15 protein-coding genes are annotated in these 16456 nt (G+C 71.1%); 2 read left to right on the top strand and 13 right to left on the bottom strand.

Going from position 1 to position 16456, the window contains the following annotated elements; all coding sequences use genetic code 11:
* Positions 1-184 precede the first annotated feature (184 nt).
* Positions 185-688 carry a transcriptional regulator BldD gene (gene bldD, locus ACZ5NH_RS12615; RefSeq protein ID WP_043498969.1) on the top strand — a complete coding sequence of 168 codons (504 nt, stop codon included), beginning with the start codon at positions 185-187 and terminating at the stop codon, positions 686-688.
* Positions 689-845: 157 nt separating this feature from the next.
* Here bldD and nusB read toward each other — a convergent pair whose 3' ends face one another.
* The 13 genes from nusB to ACZ5NH_RS12550 form a co-directional block, all read right to left on the bottom strand.
* A complete protein-coding gene (gene nusB, locus ACZ5NH_RS12610; RefSeq protein ID WP_388626150.1) occupies positions 846-1280 on the bottom strand; it encodes a transcription antitermination factor NusB in 435 nt (144 codons plus the stop codon).
* Positions 1281-1282: 2 nt separating this feature from the next.
* Entirely contained in the window at positions 1283-1849 is a 567-nt protein-coding gene (gene efp, locus ACZ5NH_RS12605) for an elongation factor P (RefSeq protein WP_014671526.1), read from the bottom strand.
* Between the two features lie 49 nt (positions 1850-1898).
* Complete coding sequence (locus ACZ5NH_RS12600) at positions 1899-3017, bottom strand: aminopeptidase P family protein (protein WP_468774731.1); 1119 nt, start codon at positions 3015-3017, stop codon at positions 1899-1901.
* Between the two features lie 93 nt (positions 3018-3110).
* Entirely contained in the window at positions 3111-4049 is a 939-nt protein-coding gene (locus ACZ5NH_RS12595; protein WP_468774729.1) for a Pro-rich N-terminal domain-containing protein, read from the bottom strand.
* A 175-nt stretch (positions 4050-4224) separates the two neighbouring features.
* The gene (aroB, locus tag ACZ5NH_RS12590; RefSeq protein ID WP_468774727.1) at positions 4225-5316 is read right to left on the bottom strand and encodes a 3-dehydroquinate synthase; all 1092 of its coding nucleotides are present in this window, start codon (positions 5314-5316) and stop codon (positions 4225-4227) included.
* Positions 5313-5795 (bottom strand): shikimate kinase, encoded by a 483-nt coding sequence (locus tag ACZ5NH_RS12585; RefSeq protein ID WP_450983270.1) that lies wholly within the window; start codon positions 5793-5795, stop codon positions 5313-5315. The genes aroB and ACZ5NH_RS12585 overlap by 4 nt, the downstream gene beginning before the upstream one ends.
* Before the next feature lie 32 nt (positions 5796-5827).
* On the bottom strand, positions 5828-7012 hold the full coding sequence (gene aroC, locus ACZ5NH_RS12580; protein ID WP_388626158.1) for a chorismate synthase: 1185 nt from the start codon (positions 7010-7012) through the stop codon (positions 5828-5830).
* Between the two features lie 163 nt (positions 7013-7175).
* Entirely contained in the window at positions 7176-8015 is an 840-nt protein-coding gene (locus tag ACZ5NH_RS12575; protein ID WP_468774725.1) for a shikimate dehydrogenase, read from the bottom strand.
* Positions 7996-9663 (bottom strand): endolytic transglycosylase MltG, encoded by a 1668-nt coding sequence (gene mltG, locus ACZ5NH_RS12570; protein WP_468774723.1) that lies wholly within the window; start codon positions 9661-9663, stop codon positions 7996-7998. Before mltG ends, ACZ5NH_RS12575 begins: the two co-directional genes overlap by 20 nt.
* A gap of 121 nt (positions 9664-9784) precedes the next feature.
* The gene (ruvX, locus tag ACZ5NH_RS12565) at positions 9785-10249 is read right to left on the bottom strand and encodes a Holliday junction resolvase RuvX (protein WP_388626163.1); all 465 of its coding nucleotides are present in this window, start codon (positions 10247-10249) and stop codon (positions 9785-9787) included.
* Positions 10250-10274: 25 nt separating this feature from the next.
* On the bottom strand, positions 10275-12947 hold the full coding sequence (alaS, locus tag ACZ5NH_RS12560; RefSeq protein WP_388626165.1) for an alanine--tRNA ligase: 2673 nt from the start codon (positions 12945-12947) through the stop codon (positions 10275-10277).
* The gene (locus tag ACZ5NH_RS12555; protein WP_468774720.1) at positions 12947-13318 is read right to left on the bottom strand and encodes a hypothetical protein; all 372 of its coding nucleotides are present in this window, start codon (positions 13316-13318) and stop codon (positions 12947-12949) included. The genes alaS and ACZ5NH_RS12555 overlap by 1 nt, the downstream gene beginning before the upstream one ends.
* Positions 13319-13334: 16 nt before the next feature.
* Positions 13335-13769: a DUF948 domain-containing protein gene (locus tag ACZ5NH_RS12550; RefSeq protein WP_209438828.1), complete on the bottom strand. Its 435-nt coding sequence runs from the start codon at positions 13767-13769 to the stop codon at positions 13335-13337.
* Between the two features lie 152 nt (positions 13770-13921).
* On the opposite strand from ACZ5NH_RS12550, the gene ACZ5NH_RS12545 reads away from it, so the two are divergent.
* On the top strand, positions 13922-16111 hold the full coding sequence (locus ACZ5NH_RS12545) for an ATP-binding protein (protein ID WP_468774717.1): 2190 nt from the start codon (positions 13922-13924) through the stop codon (positions 16109-16111).
* Positions 16112-16456: the final 345 nt, after the last annotated feature.

The following is a 16456-nucleotide window of genomic DNA, read 5'->3' as shown; positions in this document are numbered from 1 at the left end:
TAGCAGGTCATCGGGCGGCCCCCGATCACCCCCCTGGCGCAATCGGCCGGCGCTTCCACGGAAGAGTCGGTGTGGACCATTCGGCTTGACGCAGCAGAGTCACGCTGCGTAACCTCACAGTGAGTTACCAGCCGCGCGGCGGGAACCCAGTCCGGCCGCGTCGACACAGTGTCCGGGGAGCTATATGTCCAGCGAATACGCCAAACAGCTCGGGGCCAAGCTCCGGGCCATCCGCACCCAGCAGGGCCTTTCCCTCCACGGTGTCGAGGAGAAGTCCCAGGGTCGCTGGAAGGCCGTGGTGGTGGGGTCGTACGAGCGTGGCGACCGTGCGGTGACCGTGCAGCGGCTCGCCGAGCTGGCCGATTTCTATGGCGTTCCGGTGCAGGAACTGCTGCCGGGCACCACGCCGGGCGGCGCCGCCGAGCCGCCGCCGAAGCTGGTCCTGGACCTGGAGCGGCTGGCCACCGTGCCGGCCGAGAAGGCGGGCCCCCTGCAGCGCTACGCGGCCACCATCCAGTCCCAGCGCGGCGACTACAACGGCAAGGTGCTCTCCATCCGCCAGGACGACCTGCGCACACTCGCCGTCATCTACGACCAGTCCCCCTCGGTCCTCACCGAGCAGCTGATCAGCTGGGGTGTCCTGGACGCGGACGCGCGCCGCGCGGTGGCCGCGCACGAGGAGAGCTGAGCCGCTCGACATCTGAGCAGAAACGTGCCGCCGGGGTGGCCGGAACTTTGCGGTTCCGGACAGCCCGGCGGCCTCTTCCGTGCGCTGAGGAATCGCCGGAGGGCCCGCAGCACAGGCATGCTGCGGGCCCTCCGGCGATTGTCGTACCGGGGCGGCCTTACGCCTCGTCCCGGCGCAGGGACGGCTTGAGCTCCTTCAGCCGGCCGAGCAGGCCGTTGACGAACGACGGCGACTCGTCGGTGGAGAACTCCTTCGCCAGCTGCACCATCTCGTCCAGGACGACGGCGTCCGGGGTCTCGTCGACCCAGATCAGCTCGTACGCGCCCAGCCGCAGGATGTTGCGGTCCACGACCGGCATCCGGTCGAGCGTCCAGCCGACCGCGTACTGGGCGATCAGCTCGTCGATCCGCCGCGTGTGCTCGGCGTAGCCCTCGACCAGCTGCATCGTGTACTCGCTGACCGGCGGCTGCCGGGTGTCGGACCGGGACAGCCGGATCCAGTCCGCGAGGACCGTCAGGACGTCGGCGCCGCGCTGGTCGCCCTCGAAGAGGATCTGGAAGGCGCGCTTGCGGGCCGTGTTGCGGGCAGCCACGGTTAGCTGTTCACCCGGCCGAGGTAGTCGCTCGTACGGGTGTCGACCTTGATCTTCTCACCGGTGGTGATGAAGAGCGGGACCTGGATCTGGTGGCCGGTCTCCAGGGTGGCGGGCTTGGTGCCACCGGTGGAGCGGTCGCCCTGGACGCCCGGCTCGGTCTCGGCGATGGTCAGCTCGACCGCGGCGGGCAGCTCGACGAAGAGAACCTCGCCCTCGTGCTGCGCGACGGTGGCGGTGAAGCCCTCGACGAGGAAGTTCGCGGCGTCGCCGACGGCCTTCCGGTCGATGTGCAGCTGGTCGTAGGTCTCCATGTCCATGAAGACGAAGTACTCGCCGTCCATGTACGAGAACTGCATGTCGCGCTTGTCGACAGTGGCGGTCTCGACCTTGACGCCGGCGTTGAAGGTCTTGTCGACCACCTTGCCGGACAGCACGTTCTTCAGCTTGGTGCGCACGAAGGCCGGGCCCTTGCCGGGCTTGACGTGCTGGAACTCGACGACGGACCAGAGCTGGCCGCCTTCGAGCTTGAGCACCATGCCGTTCTTGAGGTCGTTCGTGGAAGCCACGGTTGCGGAATCTCCTGGACTGACGTACGACCCCGGCGCACGCCACTGCCTACAGGGCGAGCAGCTCCTTGGTCGTGATGGTGAGTAGCTCGGGTCCGCCGTCCGCCTCGGGGCGTACGACGAGCGTGTCATCGATCCGGACACCGCCCCGGCCCGGGAGGTGGACCCCAGGTTCGACGGTGACCGGCACGCAAGCGTCCAGTTTACCCATGGCGGCGGGGGCCAACTGCGGGTCCTCGTCGATTTCGAGTCCGACGCCGTGTCCGGTCAGCGGTGGCAGTGCCTCCGCATAGCCGGCGGAGTCCAGTACCTGGCGGGTCGCCCGGTCCACATCGCCATAGGCGGCGCCGGGTGCCAGGGACTCGCGTCCGGCGCGCTGGGCGGCGAAGACGAGGTCGTACAGCTCGATCTGCCACTCGGCGGGCGAGGTGCCGATCACGAAGGTACGGCCGATCTCGCAGCGGTAGCCGCGGTAGGTCGCGCCCAGGCACACGGTGAGGAAGTCGCCCTCCTCCACCCGCCGGTCGGTGGGACGGTGCCCGCGGCGGCCGGAGTTCGGTCCGGTCGCGACCGAGGTCGGGAAGGCCGGGCCGTCGGCGCCGTGGTCGACCAGACGGCGCTCCAGCTCCAGGGCGAGGTGCCGTTCGGTGCGGCCGACCAGGATGGACTCCAGCAGTTCACCGAGGGCCTGGTCGGCGATCTCGGCGCCGATGCGCAGGCACGAGATCTCCTCCTCGTCCTTGACCACCCTGAGCTGCTCGACCGCTCCGCCGAGGTCGCCGAGGCGGAGCGTGGGGGCGACCGAGGCGATCGCTCTGTGCCGGGTGACCGTGAGGTGGTGTTCCTCGACGGCCAGGGAGTCGGCGTCCTGTGCCGCGACCAGGTCCGCCGCCACGACCGCGGCGTCGCCGCCGGTGCCGACGCCGTTCGGTGGGATGACATGCAGGCGCAGGCTCTCGTCCGGACGGCCCTCGGAGGGCTGGTCGTCGGGCTGGCCGATGCATACGAGGAGGTCCTCGCGTTTGCCGAGCAGCAGCGCGGAGCCCTGCGGGGCTGCGGCGGCGAGGTAGCGCACGTTGGCTGGGCGGGTGACGAGCGCTGCCGCGGTGCCGGCCGCGGTGAAGTGGTCCCTCAGCCGGGATCGGCGGGTCGCGTACACCTCTGACATGAGATGAGCGTAGGAGTTTTATGGCGGTTGTGCCGATTTGTGGGGGCCGAGTGGGGTGCGGAGCAGGTGGGGGTGGGACCACTTGCCCCTTGTTCACCAGCTGGGTGGGCTGGCTATTGCCCTCGCCAGGACCTCGTCCAGGACCCTCGCCGTGCCCGGGACGTCCAGTTGGGAGTTGTCGATGATCGGGAGGCCCGAGCCGTACCAGCCGGCCATGCGGCCGTGGATGCGGGCCACCTCCTCGTCGGTGAGGCGGCGGTTGCCGGTGCGTTCGGCGTTGCGCTCCAGGACGACGTCCAGACCGGGAAGGAGAACGACGGGCAGCAGGCCCGGGCCGACGTGGCGCTTCCAGCCGCCGAGGCCTACGACCGGGCGGTCCGGGAAGACCGCGTCGTCCAGGATGCAGGAGATGCCGTTGGCGAGGAAGTTGCGGGCGGCGAAGCCGCAGGTGCGGCGGGCCAGGCGGTACTGGGCCTCGGAGTTGTCGTTCCAGCCGGTCTGGGGGTCGGCGAAGCCGGAGCGCACCCATTCGCGGACGTCGTCCAGGCTGATGTGCGCGGTGGGCACGCGGCGGTGGTCCGCCCAGTACTTGGCGACGCTTGTCTTGCCCGCGCCGGCCGGGCCGATCAGCAGCACGGCCAGCGTGGTCGTCGCCGGGTCGGGCGCCGCGGCGGGGGCAGGGGGCGCCGTGGGCACGCCGACGGGGCCGCCGGGTGGCAGCGGGACGTGGCCGGTGGTATCGGGGGCCGGCGGGGCAGCGGGCTGCGAGGCCGGGGGCTGGGGCGCGGGGGGCTGCGGGGGGTGAGGCTGAGGCGCGACAGGCTGCTGGGGCTGGGGCGCCGGGGGTTGCGGGGGCGTGGGCGGGACTGCGCCGGTCGGGGCCGGGACGCCCGGCGGCGGGGGCACGGGGGCAGGCCCCTGGGCGGCTCCCGGGTGCGGGCCCGGGTGGTGTGCGGCCGACGCCCAGCCGGCGTTCGGCACCTGCCCCGGCTGGTGGGGCGGCGGCAGCGGAGTCCCCACTGCGTGCTGCATCCGTTGCCACTCCGTCTCGTACAGGCAGTTCGTGCTGGCAGCGGGGGTGAACCCGCTGCCTACCGAACGGTACCGTCCCCCGCCATCGATTGGTGAAACGGCCGGGGGCGGCCCGAAGTGCCCGTTCCGCAAAGGAAGTCGAGGTCGGAACCGGGCAGACGGAGCGAAGGGGGACCTACTGGCCGACCTCTCCGTACGCGGCGAGGAGGACCGCCGGGTCCGGTCCCTCCAGGACGGTCGGCTTGCCCAGGCCGTCGAGGACGATGAAGCGCAGCAGATCGCCGCGGGACTTCTTGTCGATCTTCATCGTCTCCAGCAGCTTGGGCCACTGGTCGTAGCGGTAGTGCAGCGGAAGGCCGACCGCCTCCAGGACCGTGCGGTGGCGGTCCGCCGTCGCGTCGTCCAACCGGCCCGCCAGACGGCCGAGTTCGGCGGCGAAGTGCATGCCGACCGCGACCGCCGCGCCGTGCCGCCACTTGTAGCGCTCGTTCTTCTCGATGGCGTGGCCGAGCGTGTGGCCGTAGTTGAGGATCTCGCGCAGGCCCGACTCCTTCAGGTCCGACGAGACGACCTCCGCCTTCACCCGGATCGAGCGCTCGATCAGCTCGGCGGTGTGCGGGCCCTCGGGGGTCCGGGCGGCCACGGGGTCGGACTCGATCAGGTCCAGGATCACCGGGTCGGCGATGAAGCCGGCCTTGATGACCTCGGCGAGCCCGGAGACGTAGTCGTTGACCGGGAGCGAGTCCAGCGCGGCCAGGTCGCACAGGACGCCGGCCGGCGGGTGGAAGGCGCCGACGAGGTTCTTGCCCTCGGCGGTGTTGATGCCGGTCTTGCCGCCGACCGCCGCGTCCACCATGGCGAGCACGGTGGTCGGGATGGCGATCCAGCGCACCCCGCGCAGCCAGGTCGCGGCGACGAAGCCGGCGAGGTCCGTGGTCGCGCCACCGCCCACGCCGACGACGACGTCGGAGCGGGTGAAGCCCGACTGGCCGAGCGCCTTCCAGCAGTAGGCCGCGACCTCGGCCGTCTTGGCCTCCTCCGCGTTCGGCACCTGGATGGCGACCGCCTCGTAGCCCTGCTCGGCCAGGTCGGCGCGGAGCGCGTCACCGGTCTCGGCCAGCGCCTCGGGGTGGATCACCGCGGCCCGCTTGGCCTTCGGACCGATCAACCCGCCCAGCTCACCGAGCAGTTGACGCCCGACCAGCACCTCGTAGGGATCGGTGCCCGCGGTGCCGGCGACCTGGATCCGGGTGACTGACTCGCTCATGCTTCCTTCAACTCCAGTGCGTCCAGCGCTGCTTGGGTGACCTCTTCGGGGCTACGGCCGTCCGTCGCCACGACGGCGGTGGCGACCTCCTCGTACAGGTGCCGCCGGGCCTCCATCAGCTCGCGCCACTGCTTGCGCGGGTTGACCGCGAGCAGCGGCCGGGCCACGTTCAGGCCGGTGCGCTTGACGGCCTCCTCCACGTCCATGGAGAGGTAGACCACCCGGTGCCCGGCGAGCAGCGCGCGCGTGTCGGCGTCCAGGACCGCCCCGCCGCCGAGCGCGAGGACCCCTTCGTGTTCGGCCAGCGCGGTGTGCACGGCCCGCTTCTCGATGGCGCGGAAGGCGGGCTCGCCCTCGTCGACGAAGATCTCGGCGATGGTGCGGCCCTCGTGGGCGACGATGTCCTCGTCGGTGTCCCGGTACCCGAGCCCGAGGCGCTCGGCGAGCAGCCGCCCGACGGTGGACTTGCCGACGCCCATCGGGCCGACCAGTACGACGGCGGGCACGACGCTCACCGGATCCGCAGGTTGTCGAGGTACGACCGCACGTTGCGCCGGGTCTCGGCCACGGAGTCGCCGCCGAACTTCTCGGCGACCGCGTCCGCCAGGACGAGCGCGACCATCGCCTCGGCGACGATGCCCGCGGCGGGCACCGCGGAGACGTCGGAGCGCTGGTGGTGGGCCTGGGCGGCCTCGCCGGTCGTGACGTCCACGGTCTGCAGGGCGCGCGGCACGGTCGCGATCGGCTTCATCGCGGCCCGCACCCGCAGCAGCTCGCCGGTGCTCAGGCCACCCTCGGTGCCGCCGGCGTGGCCGGAGACGCGCTTGATGCCCTCGGGCGTGCTGACGATCTCGTCGTGCGCCTTGGAGCCGGGCACCCGGGCCAGCTCGAAGCCGTCGCCGAGCTCGACACCCTTGATCGCCTGGATGCCCATCAGGGCACCGGCGAGCCGGGCGTCCAGCTTGCGGTCCCAGTGCACGTGCGAACCGAGACCGACCGGGACGCCGTAGGCCAGCACCTCGACCACACCGCCGAGGGTGTCGCCGTCCTTGTGGGCCTGGTCGACCTCCGCGACCATCGCCTTCGAGGCGTCCGCGTCCAGGCAGCGCAGCGGGTCGGCGTCCAGTTTCTCGACGTCGGCCGGGGTGGGGTACACACCCTGCGGAGCCTTCACGGAGCACAGCTCGACGACGTGCGAGACGATCTCGATGCCCGTGGTCTCCTTCAGGTACGACCGGGCCACCGCGCCCAGCGCCACCCGGGCGGCGGTCTCGCGGGCAGAGGCGCGCTCCAGGATCGGGCGGGCCTCGTCGAAGCCGTACTTCTGCATGCCGGCCAGATCGGCGTGGCCGGGCCGCGGCCGGGTCAGCGGCGCGTTGCGGGCCAGAGCCGCGAGGATCTCCGGGTCGACCGGGTCGGCCGCCATGACCTGCTCCCACTTGGGCCACTCGGTGTTGCCCACCATGATCGCGACCGGGGAGCCCAGCGTCAGACCGTGCCGGACACCGCCCAGGAAGGTGACCTCGTCACGCTCGAACTTCATCCGCGCACCGCGGCCGTAGCCGAGCCGCCGCCGCGCCAGGTGGTCCGCCACCATCTCCGTGGTGATCGGCACGCCGGCGGGAAGCCCCTCCAACGTCGCGACAAGTGCGGGACCGTGGGACTCCCCCGCGGTCAGCCAACGCAGCCTGCTCAACGGTGCTCCTCAGTTTTCGCGCCCGGTACTGCCCGGCGTACACGCGTCCTCGTGTACGGCGACGGCGCCACCGGGTGCGCGGCCCCGGCCCGCCACCTCCGATCCTCCCACGTCCGGGGCCGGAATCCGGACGCCGGTCCACAAGGCGGACGTGGTGAAGCGATCAGCGGCCGGCGAGTGCCTTCTCACCGGCGCGGCGCATGGCCTCCAGGGGCGCCGGGGAGCGGCCGGTCATCCGCTCGACCTGCAGCACGGCCTGGTGGACCAGCAGGTCGAGGCCGCTGACCACGGCACCTCCGAACATGGACCAGCGGGCCGCCAGCGCGGTGGGCCAAGGGTCGTAGAGCACGTCGAAGAGGGTGGCGGGGCGCTCGGGTACGGCGGCGGCCAGGGCGTCGGTGGTGCCGGCGGGCGTGGTGGCGATCACCAGCGGGGCGCACAGCGCCCGCTCTGCGTCGGCCCAGTCCGCCGTACGCACCTCCACGTCGAGCCGTTCGCCCCACTGGCGCATCTCGGCGGCGCGGGCCTCGCTGCGGACGTAGGCCACGACCTCGCCGGTGCAGATCCGGGCGAGCGCGGCGAGGGCGGAGGAGGCAGTGGCGCCGGCACCGAGGATCGCGGCGGAGTCGACCTGCTCGACGCCGTGCTCGCGCAGGGCGGCCACCATGCCCGGGATGTCCGTGTTGTCACCGACGCGGCGGCCGTCCTCGGCGAAGACGACCGTGTTGACCGCGTCCACGGAGGCGGCCGTCTCGCTGATCTCGTCCACCAGCGGGATGACCGCCCGCTTCAGCGGCATGGTCAGCGACAGCCCCGCCCACTCGGGCCCGAGCTTCCCGAAGAAGCCGGGCAGACCGGCCTCGTCCACCTCGAAGCGGTCGTACGACCAGTCGGTGAGCCCGAGTTCGTCGTACGCGGCGCGGTGCAGTACCGGGGAGAGCGAGTGGGCGATGGGCTTACCGAGCACGGCGGCACGGCGGGCGTCAGTTGCCCGAGTTGGCATTGAACTTGTCCTTGAGGCGCTGGAATTCGGCAAGGGTCTTGGCGAATTCGGTGTTGTTCACTCCGTCCGTCGCGACGAAATAGATCCAGCCGTCGTGAGTCGGATCCAGTGCCGCGTTCAGCGCGTCCTCGCCGGGGTTGCCGATCGGGCCGGGCGGGAGTCCCTTGTGGGTGTAGGTGTTGTACGGGCTGTGGTTGCCGTTGATCTCTTTGAGAGAGATGTGGATGTGGCTGGTGCCCTTGATGTAGTTGTACGTCGAGTCGAACTGCAGGTACTGGTTCGTCTCGGTGTTGGTGGGCTTGAGGCGGTTGTAGACCACCTCCGCCATCTTGCGGAAGTCGTCCTGCGTCTTGCCCTCGGCCTGCACCAGGCTCGCGACCGTGACCAGCTCGAACGCGTTGTTCAGGCCCAGCGCCCGGGCCTTCGCGGTGAGACCGTGGGCGTCGTACCTGGACTTGGCCTGCGCGACCATCTCCTTGAGGATGCTGTCCGGCTTCATGCCCTTGGCGGCCGGATAGGTACCCGGGAAGAGGAAGCCCTCCAGCGGGTCCTTGATCTCGCCGGCGTACTGCGTGTTCTGTGCCCAGCTCGGCAGGCCGAGGCTCTTGTATTCCTTCTGGGCGACGGTCTGGGTGGTTCCGTCGGCGAGTTGGAGTTTCTTGTCGATGGCCGCGTATACCCCCGCGTTGCGCTCGCCCGGGGTCACGATGACATTGTTCTGACTCTTCGGGTCCAGCATCATCTTCACGGCGCTGGCGGCGGACATCTCCTTCTTCAGGAGATACGCGCCGGCCTGGATGGTGCCACCGCCCGGGACGGTGCTCTGCGCATGCACGAACGCCTCGGCGCTCTTGACGACCCCGGCCTGCTTCAGGCGGTTGCCGATGTCCCAGCCGCCCGCACCCTTGGGAATCTCGACCACCACGGTCTGGCCGATGCCGTCGCCCGTGTAGTCGGGCGCCGGGGCGAAACGATTTTTGTAGAACTGGTAGCCGTAGTAACCCGCCGTGGCGACGCCGCCGCCGAGGACCAGGACGACGACCATGCAGGCACAGCCGCTGCGTCGCTTCTGACCCTTCTTGCCGGGTTTCTTCCCCTTGCCGCGCCGGTCGCTGCGGCTCTGGAGCTCGTGCTCCTCGTCGTCGTCATCGCCGCCGCCCGCGAAGAAGGGGTGAGCCTCCTCCTCGGGCGTGTCCTCGGGCTCGGGTTCCGGTTCGGGGCGCCTGCGGCCGGGCGGCTGCGGTGGCGGGTACGCGTCCTCGGTGCCGTAGAAATCGGGCTGCTGCCCGTCGTAGGCATGGAGCTGCTGGCCGTAGGGGTCGCCCGGGTCGGTGGGGTACGGCATCTGGCCCTGGCCGCCGGCCGCGTCCCAGCCGCCCTGGTGCTGGTACTGCTGCGGGGTCTGGCCGACGTACTGCTGATGGCCCTGTTCGTCGTAGTACGGGTACTGCTCATGGCCGTACCCCTGCTGGGGCTGCTGGCTCCAGTCGCCGTACTGCGGCTGCTGCGGGTAGTACTGCTGCGGCTGGCCGCCGTAGGCAGGCTGCTGGCCGCTGTCGGCCTGCTGCCCTTCCCATCCGCCGTCCCCGTACAACGGGTCCTGCGGATGCCACGGTTCGGGGCCTGGGCCCCGGCCATACTCAGTCATCGATCCCCTAGAGCCGCGGCTGACCGGTCACGCGGCCGGTGGGCCCGCTTCCGTTCCGCCTCTTGCTGTGTGCCGGCTGTTCGAACACCGGCACATCGCGCGGAACGTTACCGTATCGCGATCAGATGACCACTTCGACGCCCTCGCCGGGTGCTTTACCTGACATTCGTTCGGATTCGAGGGCCTGCTGCAGGATGATGACCGCGGCCGCCTGGTCGATGACCGCGCGGCCCTTCTTCGATTTCACGCCCGAGGCGCGCAGCCCCTGACTGGCCGTCACGGTCGTCATCCGCTCGTCCACCAGCCGGACCGGAACCGGCTTGATGCCCTTGGCCAGCTCCTGGGCGAAGGCGCGGACCTTGACGGCGGCCGGGCCCTCGCCCCCCTTGAGGGAGCGAGGGAGTCCGATGACGACCTCGATCGGCTCGTACTCCTCCACCAGTTGACGCAACCGGCGGTGGGCGGCGGGGATGTCCCGGCCGGGGACCGTCTCCACCGGGGTGGCGAGGATCCCGTCGGGGTCGCACGAGGCGACCCCGATCCGGGCGTCCCCGACGTCGATCGCAAGTCGACGTCCTCTGCGCATTTCCGACCGTTTCCTTACTTCGCCGTCACTTGGCGGTGTCGGCGACGAGCCGCTCTACGGCGTCGACGGCCTCACCGACGGCGGCCGGGTTCTGACCGCCGCCCTGGGCGACGTCCGGCTTGCCGCCACCGCCGCCGCCGAGGGTCTTGGCGGCGGTGCGGACCAGGTCACCGGCCTTGAGGCCACGCTCGCGGGCGGCCTCGTTGGTGGCGATGACCGTCAGCGGCTTGCCGTTGTTCACCGTGAACAGGGCGACCACGGCGGCACGACCGCCCTGGATGCGGCCGCGCACGTCGAGGACCAGCTTGCGCAGGTCGTCCGGCGTGGTGCCGTCCGGGACCTGGCCGGTGACGACGGCCACCCCGCGCACGTCCTTGGCGGACTCGGCGAGACCGGCGGCGGCCTGCAGCACCTTCTCGGCGCGGAACTTCTCGATCTCCTTCTCGGCGTCCTTCAGCTTGCCGAGCATCGAGGAGACCTTCTCGGGCAGCTCCTCCGGGCGGCCCTTGAGCAGTTCCGTCAGCTGGTTGACGACCGTGTGCTCGCGGGCGAGGAAGGTGTAGGCGTCCACACCGACGAGGGCCTCGATACGACGGACACCCGAGCCGATGGAGGACTCGCCGAGCAGCTTCACCAGCCCCAGCTGGGCGGTGTTGTGCACGTGCGTGCCGCCGCACAGCTCCTTGGAGAAGTCGCCGATGGTCACGACACGGACCCGCTCGCCGTACTTCTCGCCGAACTCGGCGATGGCGCCCTGCTTCTTGGCCTCGTCGATGCCCATGATCTCGGCGTGCACGTCGAGGTCCCGGGCGAGCACCTCGTTGATCTTCTGCTCGACGTCGGTCATCACGGCCGTCGGCACGGCGGAGGGGGAGCCGAAGTCGAAGCGGAAGCGGCCAGGCTGGTTCTCGGAACCGGCCTGGGCGGCCGTCGGGCCGAGGGCGTCGCGCAGGGCCTGGTGGGTCAGGTGGGTGGCCGAGTGGGCGCGGGCGATGGCCTTGCGGCGGCGGTTGTCGATGGAGGCGTGGGCCTTGGCGCCCACGGTGACCTCGCCGACCTGGACGACGCCCTTGTGGACGTAGACGCCGGGGACCGGCTTCTGGCAGTCGCGGACCTCGATGACGGCACCGGAGTCCACCCTGATGCGGCCGGTGTCGCCGATCTGGCCGCCGCCCTCGGCGTAGAACGGGGTGCGGTCGAGGACGATCTCGACCTCGTCGCCCTCGGTGGCGGCCGGGGAGGAGAGGCCGTCGACCAGGATGCCGACGATCGTGGTCTCGCCCTCGGTGTCGGTGTAGCCGATGAAGTCGGTCTCGCCGGCGGTGTCGGCGATCTCGCGGTAGGCGCCCATGTCGGCGTGGCCGGTCTTCTTGGCCTGGGCGTCGGCCTTGGCGCGCTCCCGCTGCTCCTTCATCAGGCGGCGGAAGCCCTCCTCGTCCACGGAGAGGCCCTGTTCGGCGGCCATCTCCAGGGTGAGGTCGATCGGGAAGCCCCAGGTGTCGTGGAGCAGGAAGGCCTTGTCGCCGGAGAGGACCTTACCGCCGGCCTGCTTGGTCTCGGTGACGGCGGTGTCGAGGATGTTGGTGCCGGCCTTCAGCGTCTTGAGGAAGGCGTTCTCCTCGGCGATGGCGACCTTCTCGATGCGCTCGCGGTCGGTGACCAGCTCCGGGTACTGCCGGCCCATCATCTGGATCACGGTGTCCAGCAGGTCCTTGACGACCGGACCGGTGGCGCCCAGCAGCCGCATGTTGCGGATGGCCCGGCGCATGATGCGGCGCAGGACGTAGCCGCGGCCCTCGTTGCCGGGGGTGACGCCGTCGCCGATGAGCATGGTGGCGGTGCGCATGTGGTCGGTGACGACACGGAGGGAGACGTCCGAGTCGTGGGCGTCTCCGTAGCGGACGCCGGTCAGCTCGGTGGCCTTGTTGATGACGGCCATGGAGGTGTCGATCTCGTACATGTTCTGCACGCCCTGCAGAATCATGGCGAGCCGCTCCAGGCCGAGGCCCGTGTCGATGTTCTTGCTCGGCAGTTCCCCGAGGATCTCGAAGTTGTCCTTGCCGGTGCCCTCGCCGCGCTCGTACTGCATGAAGACGAGGTTCCAGATCTCCACGTACCGCTCGTCGTTGACGGCGGGGCCGCCCTCGACGCCGAACTCGGGGCCGCGGTCGTAGTTGATCTCGGAGCAGGGGCCGCAGGGGCCGGGGACGCCCATGGACCAGTAGTTGTCCTTCATGCCGAGGCGCTGGATGCGCTCCTTGGGCACGCCGACGACCTCGTGCCAGATGCGCTCGGCCTCGTCGTCGTCCTTGTAGACGGTGATCCACAGACGCTCGGGGTCGAGGCCGTAACCGCCCTTGTCCTGGGGCGTGGTCAGCAGCTCCCAGGCGTACTTGATGGCGCCTTCCTTGAAGTAGTCGCCGAAGGAGAAGTTGCCGCACATCTGGAAGAAGGTGCCGTGGCGCGTGGTCTTGCCGACCTCTTCGATGTCGGGCGTGCGCACGCACTTCTGCACGCTGGTGGCGCGCGGGAACGGCGGCTTGACCTCACCCAGGAAGTAGGGCTTGAAGGGCACCATGCCGGCGGGGACGAGGAGCAGAGTCGGGTCGTCCGCGATGAGCGACGCCGAAGGGACGACGGTGTGCCCGCGCTCCTCGAAGAAGCTCAGCCAGCGGCGGCGAATCTCGGCCGACTCCATCAGTGGTCCTCATTCCGGTTGTACGAGTACATCGGGGCTTCGATGTACTTCGGTGTGCTGCGGTGGTCGCTGTGGTCGTTGCTGCGGTCGCTCTCGATGGCGGTGTAGCGCCGAGGGGCGGGGAGTTCGGGGTTCTCGTGGATTCCCAGCGCCTCCTCCAGTTCGGCCTCCCGCTGGGCCATGTTGTCGCGGACGTCCAGCGCGAAGACGACCGCGCGGTCCTTCAGGCGCTGACCGGTCTCCAGGGCCTTGTTCGCCGCGGTCGCGGCGAGGCTCTCCGGGGTCAGCTGCTTGAGCTTGCGGTTGACCTTGGTGGTCGCCCACACACCGGCGGCGACACCGGTGGTGAACCAGAACGTACGGCGGAACATCGCTCGGTCTCAGTCCTTACTTCCGCTTGCGTCGTGCGGCAGGGACCGTGCGGCCCACGATCACGGTACGCCGGGGCGCCTTCGCGGGCACGTCCTCCTTGCGGCCGCCGAGCGCGCGGCGCACGCCGTAGCCGAACGCCGCGACCTTGACCAGCGGGCCACCGAAGGTGGAGGCGACCGTGGTCGACAGCGCGGAGGCGTTCGACGTGACCTCCTGGACGTCGGAGGCGATCGCGTCGACGCGGTCGATCTGGGTCTGCGCGGAGCGCACCGCCTGGGACGCGTCGGCGAGCAGCGGGACGGCCTGGTCGGTCACGTCCGCCACCAGCTTGGTGGTCGCCTTGAGCGTCTGGGCCAGCCTCGCGAGAGCCACCGCGAGGAAGGAGACCAGGATCGCCCAGAAGACGGCCACCAGGATCCCGGCCACCTCTCCACCGGACACTGTGCGCACCCGCTCCCTGAAACGTGCCTCACCATCGAAAAAGTCGTGTCCGAGCCTATCGCGCCATGGCCTGGGCTCCGTACCGGATTACCGGGCGGCAGGGACGGAGTTGCGGGAAGCGATTGTACGCATTGAACACACTTCAGTACGCTCCGTGTCCCATGCGAGGTCCTCAGCGCCCAGATCCGTTCTCCGCCGGCGATCCGCCTCTGGAACTGACCACGTTCGTCGGGCGCCGGCCCGAGCTCGCCGGGTTGACGGACCTGCTCGGCGGGGCGCGGCTGGTGACCGTGACCGGGGTCGGCGGCGTCGGCAAGTCGCGGCTGGCCGCGCGGCTCGCCGCCGGGTGGACCGACGGGTCCGGGCGGGTGGAGCTGGCTCCGGTGCGCGATGCGCAGTTCGTGGAGTACGCGGTGGCGGAGGCGCTGGGGCTGACCGACCACACCGCCCGGCCGCCCCGGGAGGCGCTGCTGGAGCATCTCGCCGGCCGTCCGGTCCTGCTGGTGCTGGACGGGTTCGAGCATCTGCTGGATTCCTGCGCCGAGTTGACGGCGGAGCTGCTGCGGAAGCTGCCTCGGCTGCGGGTGCTGGCGGTGGGCCGGCGTCCGCTGGGGCTGGCGGGCGAGCGGCTGTTCCCGCTGGCGCCGCTCGCCGAGGACGAGGCGGTGGAGCTGTTCACCGACCGGGCCCGGGCGCAGGGCCAGGAGGTGTCCGACGGTCCCGAGGTGCGCGAGCTGTGCCGGCGGCTGGAGGGGATCCCGCTGGCGCTGGAGCTGGCGGCCGGGCGGCTGCGGGCGCTGTCGCCGGCGCAGTTGCTGCAGCGGCTGGACGACCGGTTCCGGCTGCTGGCCACGAGCGGCTGGGAGGGTGCCCCGCGCCCGGTCCCCGGCGGCCCTCCGTCCCGCCACCGGACGCTGCGCACGGCGATCGGCTGGAGCCATGAGCTGTGCACGCCCGCCGAGCGGCTGTTGTGGGCGCGTCTCTCGGCGTTCGCGCAGACCTTCGACCTGGAGGCGGCGGAGTACGTGTGCAGCGGGGACGGGCTGCCGGCCGAGGACGTCCTGGACGTGCTGTCGGAGCTGGTGGCCCAGTCGGTCGTGACTCGCGAGGAGACTTCGGCCGGCCCCCGCTACCGGATGCTGGACACGGTCCGGGCCTACGGCGCCGAGTGGCTGGAGGGGATCGGGGACGCGGGCCGGCTGCGCAGACGGCACCGGGACTGGTACCTGGGCCTGGCCACCTGGTGCGAGCTGGACTGGTTCTCACCCCGGCAGGGCGAGGTCGCCGCGCGGGTGGAGGCGGAGCTGCCCAATCTGCGGGCGGCGCTGGAGTTCTGTCTGACCGAGCCGGAGGAGGCCCATCTCGGCCAGTACCTCGCGGGGTCGCTGTGGTTCTGCTGGGTCGGCTGCGGGCGGCTCGCGGAGGGCCGCCGCTGGCTGGCGCGCAGCGTGGAGCTGGAGTCGGGGTACGAGCAGTCGCGGCTGAAGGCGCTGTGGGTGCTCGGCTATGTGGCGATCCTCCAGGGCGACACCGTGCCGGCGCTTGCGGCGCTGCGGGAGTGCCGGGAGCAGGCCGAGCGGGTCGCGGATCCGGCGGCGGTGGCGTACGCCGAGCACCGCACCGGCTGTCTGGCCCTGGTCACCGATGACCTGGCCCGTGCAGAAACGCTGCTGCGGTCGGCGCTGGACCGCTATCAGGAGATCGGCGAGCTCAACAGCAATGTGCTGATGGGCCAGGTGGAGCTGGCGATGGCACGGGCCTTCCAGGGGGATCTGCCGGACGCGGTACGGCTGTGCGAGGACGTGCGCCGGGTGTGCGAGGACCACGGGGAGCGCTGGGCCCGCTCCTACGCGCTGTACGCGCTGGCGTACGCGGCCTGGCTGGAGGGCGCCCCGGACAGGGCGCGTGAACTGCTCACGGACTGCCTGGCCAATGCGCACGCCTTCCACGACCTGCTCGGTTCGGTGCTGTCGATGGAGCTGCTGGCACTGGTGACGGCGGCCCAGGGCGAACCGGCCGAGGCGGCGCTGCTCCAGGGGGCGGCCGGCCGGATGTGGCCGTCTGTGGGGCTGCCGCTGTTCGGCTCGGCGTACTTTAACGCGCCGCACGATCAGTGCGAGGCGATCGCACGGCAGGCACTGGGGGACGCGCGCTACGAGGAGTGCGCTGCGGAAGGGGCCCGACTGGACCGCGCGACAGCGGTGGACCGGGCACTGGGCCGTGGCCCGGTACGGCCACTGGGCGCCCTGCCGACTCCCCGTGGACCGATGCCGCAGAGCGGCGGAGCCGCCAACCGCACTGAATCCACTGAGCCCGCCACCGACCCGGCACGGGGCTCACGCGCCACGTAGGGGTGGTGGGCGGTAGAGACGGTGGGCAGTAGAGGTGGTGGGACGCTGGGGCGGCGGACCGCAGGGGCGGCGGACCGCAGGGCAGCGGACGGTAGCCACGACGGACCGCAGGGATAGCCGAGCACAGCGGTGGCGGGCCGCAGCGGCCGCGGACCGCAGAGGCAGCGGATCGTTGCGGCGGCGGACCGCGGGGGAAGCAGACCGCAAAGGGGCCGATCGCAGGGCCAGCAGACCCGTAGCGGCGGCGGGCCGCAGGGGTGGTGGGCCGTATCGCCGGGCGGCTTCGCCGTGGGGTGCGGCCAGGCCGCGCCCGCCCGTGCTGGCCGAAGGAGCGGAAGCGCGAAC

It is taken from the genome of Streptomyces sp. NPDC031426 (assembly GCF_055581585.1).
The sequence above is the reverse complement of the archived record's forward strand: the minus strand, read 5'-3'. Positions and strand labels throughout refer to the sequence as shown.